At 59.4% G+C, this 22929-nt stretch carries 14 protein-coding genes and 1 pseudogene; 8 read left to right on the top strand and 7 right to left on the bottom strand.

Going from position 1 to position 22929, the window contains the following annotated elements:
- Positions 1-12 precede the first annotated feature (12 nt).
- The 4 genes from gspF to gspC are packed head-to-tail and all read right to left on the bottom strand — an operon-like array spanning position 13 to position 5532.
- Positions 13-1218, bottom strand: a complete 1206-nt coding sequence (gene gspF / locus ACESQ2_RS17550; RefSeq protein ID WP_102803157.1) for a type II secretion system inner membrane protein GspF — start codon at positions 1216-1218, stop codon at positions 13-15.
- A 1-nt stretch (position 1219) separates the two neighbouring features.
- A complete protein-coding gene (gene gspE / locus ACESQ2_RS17545; protein WP_049069161.1) occupies positions 1220-2713 on the bottom strand; it encodes a type II secretion system ATPase GspE in 1494 nt (497 codons plus the stop codon).
- Positions 2710-4692 (bottom strand): GspD family T2SS secretin variant PulD, encoded by a 1983-nt coding sequence (pulD, locus tag ACESQ2_RS17540; protein ID WP_046877776.1) that lies wholly within the window; start codon positions 4690-4692, stop codon positions 2710-2712. The genes gspE and pulD overlap by 4 nt, the downstream gene beginning before the upstream one ends.
- Positions 4693-5532 carry a type II secretion system protein GspC gene (gene gspC / locus ACESQ2_RS17535; RefSeq protein WP_032694390.1) on the bottom strand — a complete coding sequence of 280 codons (840 nt, stop codon included), beginning with the start codon at positions 5530-5532 and terminating at the stop codon, positions 4693-4695.
- A gap of 352 nt (positions 5533-5884) precedes the next feature.
- On the opposite strand from gspC, the gene pulA reads away from it, so the two are divergent.
- Positions 5885-9157: a pullulanase-type alpha-1,6-glucosidase gene (pulA, locus tag ACESQ2_RS17530; protein WP_224260334.1), complete on the top strand. Its 3273-nt coding sequence runs from the start codon at positions 5885-5887 to the stop codon at positions 9155-9157.
- Between the two features lie 71 nt (positions 9158-9228).
- The gene (gene gspB / locus ACESQ2_RS17525; RefSeq protein WP_032720571.1) at positions 9229-9753 is read left to right on the top strand and encodes a type II secretion system assembly factor GspB; all 525 of its coding nucleotides are present in this window, start codon (positions 9229-9231) and stop codon (positions 9751-9753) included.
- 28 nt (positions 9754-9781) lie between these two features.
- On the opposite strand, the gene pulS is transcribed toward gspB, so the two are convergent.
- The gene (gene pulS / locus ACESQ2_RS17520) at positions 9782-10159 is read right to left on the bottom strand and encodes a GspS family T2SS pilot lipoprotein variant PulS (RefSeq protein ID WP_004098724.1); all 378 of its coding nucleotides are present in this window, start codon (positions 10157-10159) and stop codon (positions 9782-9784) included.
- Positions 10160-10731: 572 nt separating this feature from the next.
- Here pulS and mrcB point away from each other — a divergent pair.
- From mrcB to fhuB, 5 genes are all read left to right on the top strand, one after another.
- Positions 10732-13287: a bifunctional glycosyl transferase/transpeptidase gene (mrcB, locus tag ACESQ2_RS17515; protein ID WP_025107374.1), complete on the top strand. Its 2556-nt coding sequence runs from the start codon at positions 10732-10734 to the stop codon at positions 13285-13287.
- A 274-nt stretch (positions 13288-13561) separates the two neighbouring features.
- Complete coding sequence (gene fhuA / locus ACESQ2_RS17510; protein ID WP_049082182.1) at positions 13562-15766, top strand: ferrichrome porin FhuA; 2205 nt, start codon at positions 13562-13564, stop codon at positions 15764-15766.
- 45 nt (positions 15767-15811) lie between these two features.
- Positions 15812-16609: a Fe3+-hydroxamate ABC transporter ATP-binding protein FhuC gene (gene fhuC, locus ACESQ2_RS17505; RefSeq protein WP_004098728.1), complete on the top strand. Its 798-nt coding sequence runs from the start codon at positions 15812-15814 to the stop codon at positions 16607-16609.
- Entirely contained in the window at positions 16609-17499 is an 891-nt protein-coding gene (gene fhuD, locus ACESQ2_RS17500) for a Fe(3+)-hydroxamate ABC transporter substrate-binding protein FhuD (RefSeq protein ID WP_224260336.1), read from the top strand. Before fhuC ends, fhuD begins: the two co-directional genes overlap by 1 nt.
- On the top strand, positions 17496-19478 hold the full coding sequence (gene fhuB, locus ACESQ2_RS17495) for a Fe(3+)-hydroxamate ABC transporter permease FhuB (RefSeq protein WP_049069159.1): 1983 nt from the start codon (positions 17496-17498) through the stop codon (positions 19476-19478). Before fhuD ends, fhuB begins: the two co-directional genes overlap by 4 nt.
- A 114-nt stretch (positions 19479-19592) precedes the next feature.
- Here fhuB and ACESQ2_RS17490 read toward each other — a convergent pair.
- Positions 19593-19751, bottom strand: a pseudogene (locus tag ACESQ2_RS17490) (Rpn family recombination-promoting nuclease/putative transposase); the annotation flags it as partial.
- Positions 19752-20022: 271 nt separating this feature from the next.
- Positions 20023-21303 (bottom strand): glutamate-1-semialdehyde 2,1-aminomutase, encoded by a 1281-nt coding sequence (hemL, locus tag ACESQ2_RS17485; RefSeq protein WP_046877771.1) that lies wholly within the window; start codon positions 21301-21303, stop codon positions 20023-20025.
- Positions 21304-21483: 180 nt separating this feature from the next.
- On the opposite strand from hemL, the gene clcA reads away from it, so the two are divergent.
- Positions 21484-22902, top strand: coding sequence for a H(+)/Cl(-) exchange transporter ClcA (gene clcA, locus ACESQ2_RS17480; protein ID WP_032694441.1), 1419 nt, complete (start codon positions 21484-21486; stop codon positions 22900-22902).
- The last annotated feature ends 27 nt before the right edge of the window (positions 22903-22929 follow it).

Below are 22929 nucleotides of genomic sequence, written 5' to 3'. Positions count from 1 at the left end.
CCATTAGAACAATTACATACTCATCAGGGTATTGAGCTGCAGTATCGGTTGCAGGATGGCGAGGACGATAAACAGCACCATGCCGGCCATCGCCACTATTAGCAAAGGTTCAAACAGGCTGAGGGCCAGCTGAATTTGCGCGCTCAAATCCCGGTCCTGGTTATCCGCCGCGCGCTCCAGCATGCCGTTGAGCTCGCCGCTCTGTTCGCCGCTGGCGACCATGTAGCGCATCATCGGCGGGAACAGCTGGGTCATTTCGAGCGCGCGATGCAGGCTGACGCCTTCGCGAACCGCGTCGCTGGCGGCTTCCAGCTGGCGCTTCGCCCAGGCGTTGCTTAATACTTCCGCGCTGATGCGCATCGCCAGCAGCAGCGGAACGGCGCTGGCGTTGAGAATGCTCAGGGTGCGGGCGTAGCGGGCGCTGTTAACGCTGCGCGCGACCCGGCCAATCAGCGGCAGGCGCAGCAGCAGCCTGTGCCAGGCCAGCCGCTTTGCCGGCTGCCGCAGCAGGTAGCGCAGCAGCAGAGCGACGAGCACGGCGGCCAGCAGCAGCCACGGACCGGCGGCGCGCAGCACATCGCTCATCGCCATCAGCAGGCGGGTGGAAAACGGCAGCGCCTGCTTAAGGTGGATAAACTGCTCGACAACCTTCGGCACCACCGTCGATAGCAGAATGACGATCACGCTGACCGCCACCAGGGTCAGCACGATGGGGTAAATCATCGCCTGCAGCAGCCGGGCGCGCAGCTGCTGGCGCTGTTCGGTATAGTCCGCCAGCCGGTTCAGCACGCCGTCGAGGTGGCCGGAGGCTTCTCCGGCGGCGACCATCGCGCAGTAGAGCGCGTCGAAGCAGCCCGGGTAGCCGCGCATCGCTTCCGCCAGCGAATGGCCTTCCAGCACTTTGCCGCGCACGCCGGCAATCAGGGTTTTCAGCTGGTTTTTTTCACACTGCTGGGCCACCGCGTCGAGCGCTTTTTCCAGCGGGATGGCGGCGGCGACCAGCGTCGCCAACTGGCGGGTAACGAGGGCGAGATCGCGGGCGTTGGTGCGGCGAATAAAGCGCAGTTGCCCGCCGCTGCCGGCTGCCGGGGCGATGTCCAGCGCCAGCCAGCCCTTTTCCCTCAGCAGCTGGCGAGCGTGGCGGGCGGAGTCCGCCTGCTGGACGCCGCGCCGGGTTTTACCGTTTTCATCAACAGCCTGATAGCGAAAAAGCGCCATGTCAGGAGGCCTCCGCGATCTGCTGTTCGCTAACCCGCAGCACCTCTTGCCAGCTGGTGATCCCCGCCAGCGCCTTTTCCCGTCCGGCGTGGCGCAGGGTGATATAGTCCGCCCCCAGCTGCTGGATCAGCGTCACCTCGTTTTCGCCGCGGTGGATTGCCATACGCACGCGATCGTCCACCAGCAGCAGTTCGTGAATGCCGGTACGTCCGCGATAGCCGGTAAAGCCGCACTCGGCGCAGCCCCGGGGCTGCCAGAGCGCCGTGCCGGGAGCGATCTCCATCTGGCGGGCGGCGTCGGCATTGGCCGGTTCCTGCTGGCGACAGTGCGGGCAGAGCCGGCGCACCAGCCGCTGCGACATCACCGCCAGCAGCGAGGTGGAGAGCAGAAAAGGCTCCACGCCCATATCCTGCAGGCGCGAGATGGCGCCCAGCGCGCTGTTGGTGTGGAGCGTTGAGAGCACCAGATGACCGGTTAGCGAAGCCTGAACGGCGATCTGCGCCGTTTCGCCGTCGCGAATTTCGCCCACCAGCACCACGTCAGGGTCCTGGCGCAAAATGGCGCGCAGCCCGCGGGCAAAGGTCATATCGACTTTCGCGTTAACCTGGGTCTGACCGATGCCCTCCAGCTCATATTCGATAGGATCTTCAATGGTCATGATGTTGCGCTCGCGGGCATCGAGGCGGCTCAGCGCGGCGTAGAGGGTGGTGCTTTTTCCCGAACCGGTCGGCCCGGTCACCAGCACGATGCCGTGCGGGCGGGCGATCAGTCCATCCACCTGCTGAAGCAGCGCGGGCGACATGCCGAGGGTCAGCAGGTCGAGATTGACGCTGTTTTTATCGAGCAGACGCAGCACCACGCGTTCGCCGTAGCTCGACGGCAGGGTGGAGACGCGCACGTCAACGGCGCGTCCGCCAATGCGCAGCGCCATGCGACCGTCCTGAGGAATGCGCTTTTCGGTGATATCAAGGCTCGCCATCACCTTAATGCGCGAGATCAGCAGCGCAGCGAGGCGGCGCTGGGGGCGCAGAATTTCGCGCAGTACGCCGTCGACGCGAAAGCGAATTTGCAGGTGGCGTTCATAGGTTTCGATATGAATATCCGACGCTTTCTCTTTGATAGCCTCGGTGAGCATGGCGTTAATCAGGCGGATAATCGGCGCGTCGTCTTCGCTATCCAGCAGGTCGTCGGTGTCCGGCAGCTCTTCGGCAAGGGTGTACAGATCCAGCTCGTTGCCGATATCCGCCATCATGCGCCGGGCCTCGGCGGAGTCGCGCTGATAGCTCAGCACCAGCAGCTTTTCGAACGCCTCCGCTTCCAGTCGCTCGAGGCTGAACGGCATCCCGGCCACCCTGCGGGCTTCCAGCAGCGCCTGCGGCGCGGTGGCGGCGAGGCAGAAAACCTCGCAGCTTTCGCCGTTGCTCAGGAGCATCACGTTGTGCGCGCGGGCGTAGCCGAAGGGGAGCAGCGGGCGTCGTTCAGCGGCGGGGGTCATAGATTGCCTCCCAGATTGAAGGCGTCGATGGCGGCGCTGACCTGGCGGAACGCGGCGGTATCCTGGCGCGGGTAGATCTCCAGCAGATCGTTACTCAGCATCGCGTCGTTGTTCTCTTTGCCGCGCTGTTTGCTCTGGGCGTCGTTAAACGCGGTGTACTGCCCGGATGAAGCCTGACGGTACTCGTCGCGGTCGCGGATCACCGTCGGGCGGATAAACAGCATCAGGTTGCGCTTGGAGACCTTTTTGCTGGTGGAGCGGAACAGCGCGCCAATCACCGGGATATCGCCGAGCAGAGGGACTTTGTCGGCGGTGTCGGAGACGCTTTTATCCAGCAGTCCGCCGACGACCACCGTTTCGCCGCTGCCGACCAGCACGGCGTTATTGACCGTACGGGTATTGAAGGTCGCGCCGAGATCCGAGCTGGTGCTGGAGGCGGCGTCCGCCACGCTGGAGACCTCCTGTTCGATCTCCAGCAGAACCGAATCGCCTTCGTTGATCTGCGGCTTCACTTTTAGCTTGATGCCGACGGTTTTGCGCTCGACGGTATTGAAGATGTTATCGCCGGAGGTGGTTTGCGAGCCGGTCAGCACCGGGACCTCCTGGCCGACGTTAAAGGTGGCTTCCATGTTGTCGAGGGTGACGATACTCGGCGTCGCGAGAATATCGTTCTTGGTGCTGCTGGAGAGGGCGGTTAACAGCATCGCCCAGTTGCCCTGGTAGAAGCCGGCGGCAATGCCGTTGAAGGAGCTTAAGGCGCTTGCCAGCGAGCTGCTGACGGTGCCGTCTTTGTTGTACTGGTTGGCCCCGGCGATGGCCGTGGATATCGGCAGACCGCTGTTGGTGAACTGGGTCATCCCGGCATTTTTATTGGCCCACTGGATGCCGAGGTTCAGACCGTCAGCGTCCTGCACTTCGGCGATAATCGCTTCGACCAGTACCTGCGGGCGGCGGATATCCAGCTGGGCGATCACCCGCTCCAGATCGTTCATTACGTCCGGGGCGGCGGTGACAATCAGGGCGTTGGTCTGACCGTGCGCTTTGATAATGATATTTTTATCCAGCGCCGCCACCGGTTTCGCGGCCTGCTTTTCGCTCTGCATCGTGCTGCTGATGCCGGTCAGCACTTCCACCAGGTCGGAGGCTTTGGCGTATTTCAGGTAGATCACTTTGGTATTGCCCTGGGTCGCCTGCTGGCGGTCGAGCTGCTTAATCATGGCGATGATCCGCTGGCGGGAGTTCGGCTCGCCGCTGACCAGCACCGCGTTGGTGCGTTCATCGGCCACCACGTTGGCGACCATTGAGCCGGGCAGCGCCGATTTGCTGGTGTCTTTGTTGAGTTCGGTCACCAGCTTGACTACATCGGCGGCGGAGGCCCAGGCGAGGGGAACGGTCACCACGCTGCGGTCTCCGGCGTTATCGACGCGTTCGACGATGGTTAGCAGGCGCTTGATGACCGCCGCGCGGCCGGTCATCAGCAGGACGTTGGAGGGTTCATAGTGCACCACGCTGCCCGCGCCGGCGTTATCGTTAAGCTGGCGCAGCAGCGGTGCCAGATCGCGGGCCGCGACGTTGGTCAGGGGCACGACGCGGGTGACGACCTCATCGCCAATGCCCGGCGCGGCATCGCTCGCCACCGGCACCGCGGCGGTTTTCGCATCCTTCGAACGAACGACTTTCAGGACGCCGTTATTCATATTAATCACCGCGAAGCCATAGACATCGAGGACGCTGAGGAAGAATTGATAATATTGCTCTTCGTTGAGCATATCGTAGCTGCGCACGGTAATGGTGCCGCGTACGCTGGGATCGATAATGACCGTTTTATTCAGGTTTTTACTCACCGTATTGATAAATTCCTGAATATCGGTGCCCTTAAAGCTGGCGGAAAACTCTTCCGCCGCGGCCGGTTTGAATAACAGCGCGGCGAATACCAGCAGTATCAGGGAAAATGGGCGAATGACGTTGGCGATGATCAATTATTCATCCCTCAGGGCTAGATAAATATCTTGTTTCTGGCCGTCGCGTTCAACGGTAAGGGTTATTTCAGTTAATTCCGGTAGCTGGGCTAATGCCTGGCGGGACTGTTCTTTATCGCGAAGATCCAGGCCGTTCAGGGCTATCGCCAGATCGTTTTCCTTGAGACCCGCCTGGCGAAATAGCGCCGGGTCTTTGCCCGGATTCAGACGATATCCGCTGAGCTTGTCGTTAACCATGACCGGCGAAATATTGAGGTAATGAAGAATATTTTGCGGCTGCGCGCGGAGCTCCTGCGCCAATTGGCGGGCTGGCGGCGCGGCGCTATTTTTGCCGGCGGCGGGCGGGTCGTTAAACAGCGGGATAGCCTCATTTCTGCCGCGGTAATTAACAATCAGGCGGTCGGGGAAAATAGCGACGATTTTCGCCTCTCCGCCCGGCGTGCTATCGCCAATCCCGAGGCTAACCTGTTGATTCCCTTTCATCATGATGGCAATGGCGCGAGAGGGATCGGTGCTGGCGAGCAGGCCGGTAACGCGCAGTTTGAGCGCCGATACGGGCGCCTGGTCGAGGTTGCCGCCGTGCGCGGAGGCGGAGGTTTTCTCCGCAAGGCCAAACAGCGTAAAGCGCGGCAGCGCCGTTTCCGGGGAGGGGGTTGCGGGCGCAGTCATATCGGCAGGGCTCAATGCGTTATCCGTAAAGTTTACCGGGAGAATTATTTTCCAGGTTAATTGGGCGAGCTGCTGGCAGATAAAAAATAATATGATGGACGTCACAATATGAGGCGCGTAATTAATTATTTTTTTATTTGATATTGTTAATCTCATCACGGAATTATGCATTTTTATTCCTTTGCTCATTCTATTTCCCTCAGCAAAAGGTACCGCCCTGCCGATATTGGTGGGGCTTTTTTTATTGTGAGCGTGCTTATTGCGGGAATCTGCGTAGGTCGCTGCGAATCATAAAGAGTTTGGCTGTTGCGGTCGTCATTCCCTTTTTATTTTTTCTCCTCCGGCCGCCTACGCCCCCACGTAATGAGCGAATGGATGATTGAACCGGAGAGAGCAAGAATATCTAATTATCGGCGCTTTAAAGATATGCTCGTTATTTTTTTATGGTGCTTAAGTGCGCCAGGAATAGTTTCGCGTATATAACACTTCATATAATTTAATCAGCATGTATAGGGACTATCGAATGCTCAGATATACCCGTAATGCCCTGGTTCTGGGATCGCTGGTTTTACTTAGCGGCTGCGATAACGGATCCTCTTCTTCTTCCTCTGGAAATCCCGACACTCCTGGTAATCAGGATGTGGTTGTACGTTTACCTGACGTTGCCGTACCCGGCGAAGCGGCCACGGCGACAGAAAAGCAGGCGGTCATTCACCTGGTGGATATCGCCGGCATTACCAGCAGTAGCGCTGCGGACTACAGCAGTAAAAACCTCTACTTATGGAACAACGAAACCTGCGACGCGCTGAGCGCGCCGGTAGCGGACTGGAATGACGTCAGCACCACGCCGAGCGGCAGCGATAAATATGGCCCGTACTGGGTGATCCCGCTCAACAAAGAGAGCGGCTGTATTAACGTTATCGTTCGCGACGGCACCGATAAGCTGATCGATAGCGACCTGCGGGTGTCGTTTGGCGACTTTACCGATCGTACGGTATCGGTGATCGCCGGCAACAGCGCGGTCTATGACTCCCGCGCCGACGCCTTCCGCGCCGCTTTTGGCGTCGCGCTGGCCGAAGCCCACTGGGTCGATAAAAATACGCTGCTGTGGCCGGGCGGGCAGGATAAGCCCCTCGTGCGCCTCTACTACAGCCACAGCAGTAAAGTGGCGGCCGACGGCGAAGGCAAATTTACCGACCGCTACCTGAAACTGACGCCGACTACCGTCAGCCAGCAGGTCAGCATGCGCTTCCCGCACCTTTCCAGCTATGCGGCCTTTAAGCTGCCGGACAACGCCAACGTTGACGAGCTGCTGCAGGGTGAAACGGTCGCCATTGCCGCCGCAGAGGACGGGATCCTGATTTCCGCCACCCAGGTACAGACGGCGGGCGTGCTGGATGATACCTATGCCGAAGCGGCGGAAGCCCTGAGCTACGGCGCGCAGCTGGCCGACGGCGGCGTCACCTTCCGCGTCTGGGCGCCGACCGCTCAGCAGGTGGATGTGGTGGTCTACAGCGCGGACAAAAAAGTGATTGGCAGCCATCCGATGACCCGCGACAGCGCTTCCGGCGCGTGGTCGTGGCAGGGCGGTAGCGATCTGAAAGGCGCGTTCTACCGCTATGCGATGACGGTTTATCACCCGCAGTCGCGCAAGGTTGAACAGTACGAAGTCACCGACCCGTATGCGCATAGCCTGTCGACCAACTCGGAGTACAGCCAGGTGGTCGATCTCAACGACAGCGCCCTGAAGCCTGACGGCTGGGATAGCCTGACGATGCCGCATGCCCAGAAGACAAAAGCGGATTTAGCGAAGATGACGATTCATGAATCGCATATTCGCGATCTCTCCGCCTGGGACCAGACCGTTCCGGCCGAACTGCGCGGTAAATACCTTGCGCTGACCGCCGGCGACAGCAATATGGTGCAGCATCTGAAGAAGCTCTCCGCTTCAGGCGTCACGCACGTTGAACTGCTGCCGGTCTTCGATCTGGCAACGGTGAACGAGTTCAGCGACAAAGTCGCCGATATTCAGCAGCCGTTCAGCCGCCTGTGCGAAGTGAACAGCGCGGTGAAAAGCAGCGAGTTCGCCGGATACTGCGACAGCGGCTCCACCGTGGAAGAGGTGCTGAATCAGCTTAAGCAGAGCGATAGCCAGGATAATCCGCAGGTGCAGGCGCTGAATACGCTGGTGGCGCAGACCGACTCCTACAACTGGGGCTACGATCCGTTCCACTACACGGTTCCGGAAGGCTCCTACGCGACCGATCCGGAAGGCACGACGCGCATCAAAGAGTTCCGCACCATGATTCAGGCGATCAAGCAGGATCTGGGGATGAACGTCATTATGGACGTGGTATACAACCACACCAACGCCGCGGGCCCGACCGACCGCACGTCGGTGCTGGATAAGATCGTACCCTGGTACTATCAGCGTCTGAATGAAATTACCGGCAGCGTTGAATCCGCCACCTGCTGTTCCGACTCTGCGCCGGAGCATCGGATGTTCGCCAAGCTGATCGCCGATTCGCTGGCGGTGTGGACCACGGACTATAAAATCGATGGCTTCCGCTTCGATCTGATGGGCTATCACCCGAAAGCGCAAATTCTCTCGGCGTGGGAGCGCATTAAGGCCCTGAACCCGGATATCTACTTCTTCGGCGAAGGCTGGGACTCGAACCAGAGCGACCGCTTTGAAATCGCCTCGCAGATCAACCTGAAAGGTACCGGCATCGGCACGTTCTCCGATCGCCTGCGCGACTCCGTGCGCGGCGGCGGCCCGTTCGATTCCGGCGATGCGCTGCGTCAGAACCAGGGCGTCGGCAGCGGCGCGGGCGTGTTGCCAAACGAACTCGCCAGCCTGAGCGATGACCAGGTGCGTCATCTGGCCGATCTGACCCGTCTGGGCATGGCCGGTAACCTCGCTGACTTTGTGATGATCGACAAAGACGGTGCGGTGAAGAAAGGCAGCGAAATTGACTATAACGGCGCGCCTGGCGGCTATGCCGCAGACCCGACGGAAGTCGTCAACTATGTTTCGAAGCACGACAACCAGACGCTGTGGGACATGATCAGCTATAAAGCGTCCCTGGAAGCCGACCTGGCGACCCGCGTTCGCATGCAGGCCGTTTCGCTGGCGACGGTGATGCTCGGGCAGGGGATCGCTTTCGACCAGCAGGGTTCTGAACTGCTGCGCTCGAAATCCTTTACCCGCGACTCCTACGACTCCGGCGACTGGTTCAACCGCGTGGATTATTCCCTGCAGGATAACAACTACAACGTTGGGATGCCGCGCATCAGCGATGACGGCAGCAACTATGACGTGATTACTCGCGTCAAAGAGATGGTTGCCACTCCGGGCGAAGCGGAGCTGAAGCAGATGACCGCGTTCTACCAGGAGCTGACCGAGCTGCGTAAATCCTCCCCGCTGTTCACCTTAGGCGACGGCAGCGCGGTGATGAAGCGCGTTGATTTCCGTAATACCGGTTCAGACCAGCAGGCCGGTCTGCTGATTATGACCGTGGATGATGGAGTGAAAGCGGGCGCCAGCCTGGATAGCCGTCTTGACGGCCTGGTGGTGATGATTAACGCCGCGCCGGAAAGCCGTACGCTGAATGAGTTTGCCGGTGAAACGCTGCAGCTGAGCGCGATCCAGCAGGCGGCGGGCGAAAATTCGCTGGCAAACGGCGTGCAGATTGCCGCTGATGGCACGGTCACGCTGCCGGCATGGTCTGTGGCGGTGCTGGAAATGCCGCAGGGCGATGCCCAGGGCGCCGGGCTGCCGGTCAGCAGCAAGTAAGACCTGAACCTCCCGGCCCGCGGCGTCATAACCGCGGGCCGGGATGGCGTGTCTTGATTAAGGAGAAGCCCGTGCTTGTTCGTCAGCAAGAGCCGTACCCGCAGTCCGCGCCCCCGACGGTAGTTGGAAAAATGGTGCAGATCCCCTATGTGACCGTACCGCTGTACGCCGCGCTGCTGATTGCGCTCGGCTGGTTCGGCGGCGAGCAGTGGCGGAATAAGCCCGAGCCGCAGCAGATAAGGCAGCCGGTAGCGCATGCGGCGTTAGTGCCGCTGAATCAACCGGCGGTCAAAACTGCCGTGACGGCGGTTAAAGCCGAGCCAGAAATGAAGGCTGAACCAGAAATAGCGATCGATGAAGATACTCTGCCGCCTCTGCGCTATAGCGCGCACGTCTACGCCTCGCTGGCGGAGAAACGCAGCATTGTATTAAACGGACAGTCCTGGAAGGAGGGCGACTCGCCGCTGCCGAACCTGGTTATTGAGCAGATTCAGCAGGATCTCACCGTATTTAGCTTCAACGGTAAAACGTTTACCCTCGCGGCGCTGGATGACTGGCCGGGCGGGGCGATTGAGGAGAGTCCGCAGGCTGAATAAAATAGTGCGAGCGGAATAAAAATAAGCGCTATTTATTGCCGCGCAGGCTATCAATAAATGGCGCCAGCTGGCGATTAAACTGGCTGCATTTTGTGGCTTCCGGGGTACTGTCCTGCTGGAGCTGTTGATATAGCTGCGCGCTGCGCTGGCTTAGCAGATTATCGTCAATATTCGCCCATCCGCGTTTTTTACCCACGTTTATTGCCGCACGATTAATCGCTTCATCGGCGGGCAGATCGCTGCGGTTGCATTTATTCTTCAGATAGCGCGCCCCGGCGGCGACGGAGGCGAGCTGCTCAAGCTGGGCCTGACCGCTCACGGCAGGACTGAGGGTTGTCGAACGATTTTGCTGACAGCCTGAGAGCAGGGCGACCGCCATAAGCGGGAATAGAATAAAGTTGCGCATAATATATTAATCGGAAAAATTAATTGGCTGACAGTTTAACAAATATTTGTCCGCAGTCATCAGAAAATCTGCCAAATTATCAATGTTAAGCGGCTCGCTTTTTTATCATTGTCGTCTTTTAAATTTGTTTTTCTTTCACCTGCATGATTTTTCTTTTATGGCGGAAATACTATTTTCCGGCGTTGCCGTTCCGCTTTCTTTTGGCGGCATGTAGAAGGATACGGACGGACATGTTTATGTTGTTAAAAAACATAATAATTTCCCTTTTGTTACCTGATGAGCATGTAAAATGCTGGTTAAGAATGTCGCGGTTTAGTGCTATCCTGTATCGCCTGGACAACAAGTACCGTGTCCCTAACTATTCTGTCGATGAAGCCGGTAACAATGTGATTTGTATGGTGAATTTTTAAAGTGAAAATCATGCGAGCGACATGATAACGCGTCGCGCAGTTCATAAATGGTCGCCTGAAAGCCAAAACGGTCGGGCGTCAATTTGAGAGATTTCTTCTTTCCCCCAATCGGGGAAACATTGAGAATCAGGCCTTTACGCCTGTAAGTTGCGGAGAAAAAGCATGGCGGGAGATGACCGCGAGCCGATCGGACGTAAGGGGAGACCCTCGCGCCCGGCAAAACAAAAGGTAACTCGCCGTCGGGTCCGGGAAGAGGACTACGACGACGATTACGATGATGATGACTATGAGGATGAAAAACCGATGCCGCGGAAAGGAAAAGGCAAAGGCGGCAAACCCCCTCGTCGTAAACGCGCCTGGCTATGGCTGCTGATTAAGATTGGGGTCGTCTGCGCGGTGTTGATTGCCGCCTATGGCGTCTACCTCGATCAGAAAATCCGCAGCCGCATCGACGGTAAAGTCTGGGATCTGCCCGCGGCGGTTTATGGCCGGATGGTCAACCTTGAGCCGGATATGCAGATCAGCAAAAACGAAATGGTGCGCCTGCTCAATGCCACGCAGTATCGCCAGGTGAGTGCGATGACGCGCCCGGGCGAATACACGGTACAGGCCAACAGTATCGAGATGATCCGCCGTCCGTTCGATTTCCCGGACAGTAAAGAAGGGCAGGTGCGCGCGCGTCTGACCTTTAATGGCGATCGTCTGGACACCATCGAGAATATGGATAACAACCGCCAGTTCGGTTTCTTCCGTCTCGATCCGCGCCTGATCACCATGCTGCAATCGGCCAACGGCGAACAGCGTCTGTTTGTTAAGCGCAACGGCTTCCCGGATCTGCTGGTCGATACCCTGCTGGCGACGGAAGATCGTCATTTCTACGAACACGACGGCATCAGCCTCTACTCGATTGGCCGCGCGGTGCTGGCGAACCTGACCGCCGGGCGTACGGTGCAGGGGGCGAGTACGCTGACCCAGCAGCTGGTGAAGAACCTGTTCCTCTCCAGCGAACGTTCGTACTGGCGCAAGATTAATGAAGCCTATATGGCGCTGATCGTCGATGCCCGCTACAGCAAGGATCGTATCCTTGAGCTGTACATGAACGAGGTGTACCTCGGTCAGAGCGGCGATAACGAGATCCGCGGCTTCCCGCTGGCGAGCCTCTATTACTTTGGTCGTCCGGTGGAAGAGCTGAGCCTCGATCAGCAGGCGCTGCTGGTGGGGATGGTAAAAGGCGCGTCGGTCTACAACCCGTGGCGTAACCCGAAGCTGGCGCTGGAGCGACGCAACCTCGTGCTGCGTCTGCTGCAGCAGCAGCAGGTTATCGATCAGGAGCTGTATGACATGCTGAGCGCGCGTCCGCTGGGCGTACAGCCGCGCGGCGGGGTGATCTCTCCGCAGCCGGCGTTTATGCAGATGGTGCGCCAGGAGCTGCAGGCGAAACTGGGCGACAAAGTAAAAGATCTCTCCGGCGTGAAGATCTTTACCACCTTCGACTCGGTCGCGCAGGACGCGGCGGAAAAAGCGGCGACGGAAGGTATTCCGGCGCTGAAGAAACAGCGTAAGCTGCCGGATCTGGAAACCGCGATGGTGGTGGTCGACCGCTTCACCGGCGAGGTGCGGGCGATGGTCGGCGGCGCGGAGCCGCAGTTTGCCGGCTATAACCGCGCGATGCAGGCGCGCCGTTCAATTGGTTCACTGGCAAAACCGGCGACCTATCTGACCGCGCTAAGCCAGCCGAACCAGTATCGTCTCAATACCTGGATTGCCGATGCGCCTATCTCGATTCGCCTGTCCAACGGCCAGACGTGGTCGCCGCAGAACGACGATCGTCGCTACAGCGATAGCGGTAAAGTGATGCTGGTTGACGCGCTGACGCGTTCAATGAACGTGCCGACCGTGAACCTTGGGATGGCGCTGGGTCTGCCGGCGGTGGTCGATACCTGGACTAAGCTGGGCGCGCCGAAGAATCAGCTGAACGCCGTGCCGTCTATGCTGCTGGGGGCGCTGAACCTGACGCCGATTGAAGTGGCGCAGGCGTTCCAGACCATTGCCAGCGGGGGTAACCGCGCACCGCTGTCCGCGCTGCGTTCCGTTATCGCTGAAGATGGTACCGTGCTCTATCAGAGCTATCCGCAGGCGGAACGCGCGGTGCCGGCGCAGGCGGCGTATATGACGCTATGGACCATGCAGCAGGTGGTGCAGCGCGGTACCGGTCGCCAGCTGGGCGCGAAGTATCCGGGCCTGCATCTGGCGGGTAAAACCGGGACCACCAACAACAACGTTGATACCTGGTTTGCCGGTATTGACGGCGGTCAGGTGACCATTACCTGGGTGGGTCGCGATAATAACCAGCCGACCAAGCTGTACGGCGCCAGCGGCGCGATGTCAATTTATCAGCGCTACCTGGCTAACCAGACGCCGACGCCGCTGGTGCTGACTCCGCCTGAAGACGTGGTGGATATGGGCGTCGATGGCAGCGGTAACTTTGTCTGCAGCGGCGGCATGCGCTCGCTGCCGGTATGGACGACCACGCCGGACGCGCTGTGCCGCCAGGGCGAACAGATCCAACAGCAGCAGCTTGAGCAGCAGCAGGCGAATAACCCGTTCAATCAGTCCGGGCAGCAGCCGCAGCAGCAAAATCAGCAGCAGCAACCGCCGAAGCAGGAGAAGAGCGATGGCGTAGCGGGCTGGATTAAGGATATGTTCGGCAGCAATTAACCCGCCGCTGCATCCTGTAAACCGGCGCTGTGTCGGTTAAATGGAGGCGGAAATATAGGCCCTCTACTACCCCGGTAGTAGGGGGCCTTTTTATCTCTGTCATTTAATTAACAGCCGTTTAACCCCACACTTACCGTCTGGTTATTTATTCATCCTTTGATCGCTCACAGGGGGCATATTTCTTGCCTTGCCGCGCGCGTTTCGCCTATTATGTCACCCGTTATAATAATAATTCTCGTTTACGTTATCATTCACTTCTATTAGAGATATACCCATGGCGCGTCTTAAAACTGCTCAGCCAAATCACTCGCTGCGTAAAATCGCAGTTGTAGTAGCCACGGCGGTTAGCGGCATGTCTGTTTATGCACAGGCGGCAGTTGAACCGAAAGAAGAAACCATTACCGTCACCGCCGCTCCGGCCCCGCAGGAGAGCGCCTGGGGACCGGCAGCGACCATCGCGGCGAAACATTCGGCTACCGCAACAAAAACCGATACCCCCATCGAAAAAACGCCGCAGTCTATTTCCGTGGTGACCCGTCAGGAAATGGAGATGAAGCAGCCGACGACGGTGAAAGAAGCGCTGGCCTATACGCCGGGCGTATTCTCGACTCGCGGCAGCTCAACCACCTATGATGTGGTGACGATTCGTGGTTTCACCACGTCGACAACGGTGAATACCAACCAGTATCTGGATGGGATGAAGCTGCAGGGTAATAACTATTCCGAAGTATCGATGGACCCTTATTTCCTCGAACGTGTTGAGGTGATGCGCGGGCCAACGTCGGTGCTGTACGGCAACAGCAACCCTGGCGGTATCGTCAGCATGGTCAGCAAGCGTCCGACCACTGAGCCGCTGAAAGAAATCCAGTTTAAAATGGGCACCGATAATCTGTGGCAGACGGGATTTGATTTCAGCGACGCCATTGATGATGACGGCGTGTGGTCTTATCGTCTGACCGGTTTGGGCCGCAGCCAGGACGCCCAGCAGCAAATGGCGAAGTCTACCCGTTACGCGGTCGCCCCCTCCTTTAGCTGGCGTCCGGATGACAAAACGGACTTCACTTTCCTGAGTAATTTCCAGAGCGATCCGTATGCCGGATATTACGGCTGGCTGCCGCGTGAAGGGACGGTGGTGCCGTATTACGACGCCAACGGTAAGGCGCATAAGCTGCCGACGGACTTTAACGAAGGCGAGGCGGATAATAAGATGTCCCGCCGTCAGCAGATGGTGGGCTACAGCTTCTCGCATCAGTTTGATGATACTTTCACCGTACGTCAGAACCTGCGTTATGCCAACGTCCATACCCTCTACCGTTCGGTCTACGGCAACGGATATACGCCGACAGGCAAAATCAACCGTGCGTACGTTCGCTCCGATGAGAACCTTAATACATTTACCGTTGATACCCAGCTGCAGTCTGATTTCGCTACCGGCGCTGTAGGGCACACTCTGCTAACCGGCGTGGATTATTCGCGCATGCGCAATGATGTGAACGCCGATTACGGGACGGCTTCCGCGCTTGACATGCAAAACCCGCAGTATGGCAATGCAAACGTTAGCGTTAACTTCCCCTATTCAGTGCTGAACCGTATGGAGCAGACCGGTCTCTATGCCCAGGATCAGATGGCGTGGGATAAGTGGGTGATGACGCTGGGGGGCCGCTACGACTATGCAATGGCTTCAACCCTGACGCGCCCTGCGAATACCCTCGCCAAAAATCACGATCAGCAGTTCACCTGGCGCGGCGGTATTAACTATCTGTTTGATAATGGTATCTCGCCATACTTCAGCTACAGCCAGTCTTTTGAGCCGGTTTCCGGATCGTCGCGGGATGGCAAACCCTTCGATGCTTCCCACGGCGAACAGTATGAAGCCGGGGTGAAGTACGTACCGAAGGATATGCCGGTCGTGCTGACCGCCGCGGTATATCAGCTGACCAAAGATAAAAACCTGACGGCGGATCCGAACAACGCCTCGTTCAGCATCCAGACGGGCGAAATCCGCTCTCGCGGGATTGAGCTGGAGGCGAAGGCGGCGGTTAACGCCAACGTCAACGTGACGGCTTCCTATACCTATACCGACGCCCAATACCAGCATGACACCACCTTTAACGGCAAGCGTCCGGCGGAAGTGCCGCGCAACATGGCGTCGCTGTGGGCGGACTACACCTTCCACGAAACCGCGCTGAGCGGCCTGACGGTGGGTGCCGGGGCGCGCTATGTCGGTTCAACGGTAAGCTATTACAAAAACGATACTTCGACGGGGAAAAAAGATGACGCCTTCAACGTCGCGGGCTACGCGTTAATGGATGCCACCGTGAAATATGATTTAGCGCGCTTTGGTCTGCCGGGTTCGTCGATCGGGGTCAACGTCAACAACCTGTTCGATCGCGAATACGTTTCCAGCTGCTATAGCGAGTACGCATGCTACTGGGGCGCTGAGCGCCAGGTTGTGGCGACCGCGACTTTCCGTTTCTAACCACTTAACGGGCGCGGTTCGCCGCGCCTCTGACCAGGTTCCGTTATGCAGGAAATCACTCCGCACTCCGATACGACGTTTTCACTGGACCGCGTGACCTTCCGCGTGCCCGGCCGAACGCTGCTGCATCCTCTGTCGTTAACCTTCCCGGCGGGAAAAGTCACGGGCCTGATTGGCCATAACGGCTCCGGCAAATCGACGCTGCTGAAAATGCTTGGCCGCCATCAGGCGCCCTCGGACGGGGAGGTTTTGCTCGACGGTCAGCCGCTCGACAGCTGGGGCAGTAAAGCCTTTGCCCGCAAAGTGGCTTATCTGCCGCAGCAGCTGCCGCCGGCGGAAGGCATGACGGTGCGGGAGCTGGTGGCGATCGGCCGCTATCCGTGGCACGGAGCGCTGGGGCGTTTTGGCGCGGCGGATCGGGAGAAAGTGGAAGAGGCGATTGCGCTGGTCGGGCTAAAACCGCTGGCCCACCGGCTGGTGGACAGCCTCTCCGGCGGTGAACGCCAGCGCGCGTGGATTGCCATGCTGGTGGCTCAGGATAGCCGCTGCCTGCTGCTCGATGAACCGACCTCGGCGCTGGATATCGCCCACCAGGTGGATGTGCTGGCGCTGGTCCATCGCCTCAGCCAGCAGCGCGGGCTGACGGTGATCGCCGTACTGCATGATATCAATATGGCGGCGCGCTACTGCGACTATCTGGTTGCGCTGCGCGGCGGTGAGATGATCGCTCAGGGAACGCCCGCGGAGCTGATGCGCAGCGAAACCCTGGAACAAATTTACGGCATCCCGATGGGGATCCTGCCGCATCCGGCTGGCGCAGCGCCGGTAAGTTTTGTCTATTGATGGAAAACCTCACATTTATCACGCGGCGGCGCCTGCTGACCGCAATGGCGCTGTCGCCGCTGCTGTGGCAGATGCGCGGCGCGCGGGCGGCGGAAGTGGATCCGCAGCGTATTGTCGCGCTCGAATGGCTGCCGGTAGAGCTGCTGCTGGCGCTGGGCGTTACGCCCTACGGCGTTGCCGATATCCCTAACTACCGGCTGTGGGTCAATGAACCGGCGCTGCCTGATTCGGTGATTGACGTCGGGCTGCGTACCGAGCCCAATCTGGAGCTGCTGACGCAGATGAAGCCGTCGTTTCTGGTCTGGTCGGCGGGATACGGCCCGTCGGCGGAAAAGCTGGCGCGTATAGCGCCCGGACGAGGATTCACCTTCAGCGACGGCAAGCGCCCGCTGATGATGGCTCAGCAGTCGCTTGGCGAAATGGCTGATCTGATCGGCAGGCAGCGGGAAGCGAAGCGCCATCTGGCGGAATTTGACGCGCTGATGGAGAGCCTGCGACCGCGCTTTGCCCGCCGCGGCGATCGTCCGCTGCTGATGATTACTCTGCTTGATAGCCGTCACGTGCTGGTTTTTGCGCAAAACTGCCTGTTCCAGGAGGTGCTCGACCGCTTTGCCATCAAAAATGCCTGGCAGGGCGAAACCACCTTCTGGGGCAGCGTCACCGTCGGTATTGACCGGCTGGCGGCCTACAGAGACGCCGACGTTATCTGCTTCGACCACGGCAATGCGCGGGAGATGGCGCAGCTTATGGCGACGCCGCTGTGGCGAGCGATGCCGTTTGTTCGCGCAGGGCATTTTCAGCGCGTCCCGGCGGTGTGGTTCTATGGCGCGACGCTATCGGCGATGCATTTTGCCCGCGTGCTGGCCGACGCTCAGGGAGGCCCGGCATGAGATCGCGAATTTCGCCTTTGGCGACATCACTGCTGTTGACGCTCCTTCTCGTCGCTGCTGCGCTGACGCTGTTCAACCTCAACGTGGCGCTGCCGCGAAGCGAATGGGGGCAGGCGCTTTGGCAGCCGAATATCGATAATATCGCTCAGATGCTGTTCCACTACAGCCTGCTGCCGCGGCTGGCGATATCGCTGCTGGTCGGCGCCGGGCTGGGGCTGGTGGGCGTGCTGTTCCAGCAGGTGCTACGTAACCCGCTGGCGGAGCCGACGACGCTCGGCGTGGCGACCGGGGCGCAGCTGGGCATGACGGTCACCACGCTGTGGGCGATCCCTGGCGTGCTGGCGTCGCAGTTCGCCGCGCTGGCCGGGGCGTGCATTGTCGGCGCGCTGGTGTTTGGCGTGTCGTGGGGCAAACGCCTCTCGCCGGTGACGTTGATTCTGGCAGGGCTGGTGGTGAGCCTGTACTGCGGCGCGCTTAATCAACTAATGGCTATTTTCCATCACGATCGGCTGCAAAGTATGTTCCTGTGGAGTACAGGTACCCTGACGCAGACCGACTGGAGCGTGGTGCAGCGGCTGTGGCCGCAGCTGCTGGGCGGAGCGATTTTAACGCTACTGCTGCTGCGTCCGCTGACCCTGATGGGGCTGGACGACGGCGTGGCGCGCAACCTCGGACTGGCGCTCTCGCTGGCGCGGCTGGGGGCGTTGACCCTGGCGATTATCATTAGCGCCCTGTTGGTGAATGCGGTGGGGATTATTGGCTTTATCGGCCTGTTCGCGCCGCTGCTGGCGAAGATGCTGGGCGCGCGTCGCCTGCTCTCGCGCCTGCTGCTGGCGGCCCTGATTGGCGCGCTGCTGCTGTGGCTCTCCGATCAGGTTATCCTCTGGCTGGCCCGGGTGTGGATGGAGATCTCCACCGGTTCGGTGACCGCGCTGATTGGCGCGCCGCTGCTGCTATGGCTGCTGCCGCGCCTGCGCAGCATTAGCGCGCCGGTGATGAACGGTGGCGATAGCGTGCTGGCTGAACGGCAACATGTGCTGTGGTTCGCGCTGGGCGGGCTGGCGATTCTGCTGCTGGCCATCGTCGCGGCGCTGGCTTTCGGCCGCGACGCGCAGGGCTGGCACTGGGCCAGCGGTACGCTACTGGATGAGCTAATACCCTGGCGCTGGCCGCGCATTCTGGCGGCGCTGTTCGCTGGCGTGATGCTGGCGGTGGCGGGCTGCATTATCCAGCGCTTAACCGGTAATCCGATGGCCAGTCCGGAAGTGCTCGGGATCAGCTCGGGCGCGGCGTTTGGCGTGGTGGTGATGCTGTTCTTCGTGCCGGGAAATGCCTTTGGCTGGCTGCTGCCCGCCGGTAGCCTCGGCGCGGCGGCGACGCTGCTGGTCATTCTGATTGCCGCCGGACGCGGCGGGTTCTCGCCGCATCGCATGCTGCTGGCGGGGATGGCGCTGAGCACGGCGTTTACCATGCTGCTGATGATGCTGCAGGCCAGCGGCGATCCGCGAATGGCGCAGATCCTGACGTGGATTTCCGGCTCAACCTACAGCGCCACGCCGGAGCTCGTGATGCGCAGCGGCGCGGTGATGCTTATTCTGCTGGCGCTGACGCCGCTTTGCCGACGCTGGTTGACGATTCTGCCGCTGGGCGGCGAGGCGGCGAGGGCGGTCGGGATGGCGCTGACGCCGTCACGTATCGGGCTGCTGCTGCTGGCGGCATGTCTGACCGCGGCCGCAACCCTAACGATTGGCCCGCTCAGCTTCGTGGGGTTAATGGCGCCGCATATTGCGCGTATGATGGGATTCCGGCGTACGATGCCGCATATGGCGATCTCCGGCCTGATTGGCGGAGTGCTGCTGGTGTTTGCCGACTGGTGCGGCCGGATGCTGATGTTCCCGTACCAAATCCCGGCAGGATTGCTGTCGACGTTTATCGGCGCGCCGTACTTTATCTATCTGTTGAGAAAGCAGAGTCGGTAGCGTTTCACCATCGCGATGCCCGGCGGGCGTCGCGATGTTATCCCCTTTTTTGCCCGGATTCAGTCAGGACTAACTGCGGAATTCTGCAACTGCTCTAATTCGTTTTCCGTCACGACCGCGCTGCCCCATATAGCTAAAAAACACTTTTAGCTGCTCGGCGGTAGTGTATCCCGCGTTAAGCAGAATCCCCAATTGCTCGAGCAGCAACATGAGATCCCGCTGGCGAATATGCTTTTGCAGGAGCTCCAGGATCGCAATACGCCGGTGCTGCATATCGATATGGGCCAGTAGCTGTTTAAAAATGGCGTCATGCGGTGTAGGGGACGATTGTGTTGTCATTCTGAGCAATCCTTGCGGCTGAGTTTCCGCTGAGAATCTGCTTTTGCCTGCCCATTGTCTGCCGACGATTTTGGGTTCTACGAGGTGGGATGATGACAATCTTTCGAGGCGATCGCGTTTGCATCTTGTTATGCGTGGGCCGACGCAAAATGATGCTTTTAAACAAGATGCGTATTGCCGGGGCAGGGGGGCCCCGGCGTTGAGGTTACAGCTTCGCGAAGGCGTTACGCGCGGCGGCGACGGTGTTGTCGATATCTTCTTCGCTATGGGCGATGGACATAAAGCCCGCTTCAAACGCCGACGGCGCCAGGTAGACGCCCTCTTCCAGCATCAGGTGGAAGAAGCGTTTAAACCGCTCGACATCGCATTTGACCACGTCCTGGTAGCAGGTCACGGTTGGCGCATCGGTAAAGAAAATGCCGAACATGCCGCCGACGTTATTCACCACCAGCGGAATACCGGCATCGCGCGCGGCGTCCAGCAGGCCCTGGGCCAGCTGGTTAGTGAGCTCGGTTAGCGTCTCGTGCACGCCGGGCTGCGCCACTTCGCTCAGGCAAGCGAAACCTGCCGCCATCGCGATGGGGTTGCCGGAGAGGGTGCCTGCCTGGTAAACCGGGCCGGTCGGCGCCAGGGCATCCATCACCTCACGACGACCGCCGAATGCGCCAACCGGCATACCGCCGCCGATGATTTTGCCAAGGCAGGTCAGATCCGGCACAACGCCGTAGTAATCCTGCGCGCCGGCCAGCGCCACGCGGAAGCCGGTCATGACTTCATCAATAATCAGCAGCGCGCCGAACTCGTCGCACAGCGCGCGCAGGCCCGGCAGAAATTCCGGCTGCGGCGGGATGCAGTTCATATTACCGGCTACCGGCTCAACGATGATGCAGGCGATATCCTGCGGATACTGTTCGAACGCGGCGCGAACCGAGGACAGATCGTTATAGGTGCAGGTCAGGGTGTGTTTGGCGAAGTCCGCCGGCACGCCCGGCGAGTTCGGCTGGCCGAGCGTCAGCGCGCCTGAGCCGGCTTTTACCAGCAGGCAGTCGGCGTGGCCGTGGTAGCAGCCTTCGAACTTGATAATTTTGTCACGGCCGGTGAAGCCGCGGGCCAGGCGAATGGCGCTCATGGTGGCTTCGGTACCGGAGTTCACCATGCGGACCATATCCATGGTCGGGACCAGCTCGGTGACCAGCGCCGCCATTTTAACTTCCATCTCCGTCGGCGCGCCAAAGCTCAGGCCGCGTTCGGCGGCTTCAATGACCGCGTTGCGGATGGCCGGATGGTTATGACCCAGCACCATTGGGCCCCAGGAGCCGACATAATCGATATACGCTTTACCATCAACGTCGTAAAGGTAAGCGCCGTCGGCGCGCTCGATAAACAGCGGCGTACCGCCGACGCCGGTGAACGCACGTACCGGAGAGTTCACACCGCCGGGAATAAGTTCACGCGCAGCGTTATACAGATTTTCAGATTTGCTCATTGCCAGGGTCCTGGTTCGTGAAAAATGTTTTGTCGACTATTCTAAGTTATTCCAGGAAGGTTATGAAAGTTTTGCCCAATTGAAACAATGGGGTCACGGCGCATTTTTTTGACGACGGAGCCTGTCCGGTTGGCTAGAATGACCTTCTTTCTATTTGTATTACTTATTATTGATAATGGCATGAAAGCAGAAAACCCCTCTTCTTCAGCACATCAGTTCGTACGCGTTCGCCGCAGCGATGCCGTGCGTCGGTTGATTCAGCGTGATAAAACGCCGCTGGCGGTGTTATTAATGGCGGCCGTTGTCGGCACGCTGGCGGGGCTGATCGGCGTCGCGTTTGAAAAAAGCGTCAACTGGGTGCAGAACCTGCGCATAGGCGCGCTGGTAGAGGTGGCGGACCACTGGTTTCTGGTCTGGCCGCTGGCCTTTATCCTCTCCGCTTTGCTGGCGATGGTGGGCTATTTTCTCGTCCGTCGTTTTGCGCCGGAAGCGGGCGGCTCCGGGATCCCGGAAATTGAAGGCGCGCTGGAGGAGCTGCGTCCCGTTCGCTGGTGGCGCGTACTGCCGGTGAAGTTTATCGGCGGCATGGGGACGCTGGGTGCGGGCATGGTGCTGGGGCGCGAAGGGCCGATGGTGCAGCTTGGGGGCAATCTTGGGCGCATGGTGGTGGACGTTTTTCGCATGCGCAGTCCGGAAGCGCGCCATACGCTGCTGGCAACCGGCGCCGCGGCGGGGCTCTCCGCCGCCTTTAACGCGCCGCTGGCCGGGATTCTGTTTATTATTGAAGAGATGCGCCCGCAGTTTCGCTACAACCTGATCTCCATTAAAGCCGTGTTTACCGGCGTCATTATGGCCACCATCGTTTTCCGTATCTTCAACGGCGATAAAGCGGTTATCGAGGTCGGTAAGCTCAGCAATGCGCCGGTCAACACCCTGTGGCTGTATTTGATCCTCGGGATGATTTTTGGCTGTGTTGGCCCGCTGTTTAATACGCTGGTGCTGCGCACCCAGGATATGTTCCAGCGGCTCCACGGCGGCAACATTAAAAAATGGGTGCTGATTGGCGGCCTGATCGGCGGAAGCTGCGGCGTGCTGGGCCTGATTCAGCCGGCGGCGTCCGGCGGCGGGTTTAACCTGATTCCCATCGCCGCGGCGGGCAATTTTTCCGTCGGCCTGCTGCTGTTTATTTTTATCGCGCGGGTGATTACCACGCTGCTTTGCTTCTCTTCCGGCGCGCCCGGCGGTATCTTTGCGCCGATGCTGGCGCTGGGGACGCTGCTGGGCACGGCGTTTGGCATGGCGGCGACGCCTCTATTTCCGGCCTATCATCTGGATGCCGGCACCTTTGCCATCGCCGGGATGGGGGCGCTGCTCGCCGCCTCGGTTCGCGCGCCGTTGACCGGCATCGTGCTGGTGCTGGAGATGACCGATAACTATCAGCTCATTTTGCCAATGATTATTACCTGTCTCGGCGCAACACTATTGGCACAATTCCTCGGCGGTAAGCCTTTATACTCGACTATTCTGCAGCGCACCCTGGCAAAACAAAAGGCGGAACAGGAAGCAAAGGCGCAGCCGGTCGGCGGGGAGAATACTTGAACGATTTACTCGGGTATTGGATAATGG

The sequence above is a fragment of the Klebsiella sp. Q11 genome (assembly GCF_964241505.1).
In the GTDB taxonomy this organism is placed as follows: Bacteria; Pseudomonadota; Gammaproteobacteria; order Enterobacterales; family Enterobacteriaceae; genus Klebsiella; species Klebsiella michiganensis.
Note: the sequence above shows the minus strand (reverse complement) of the source record. Positions and strands in the feature narration are given on the sequence as shown.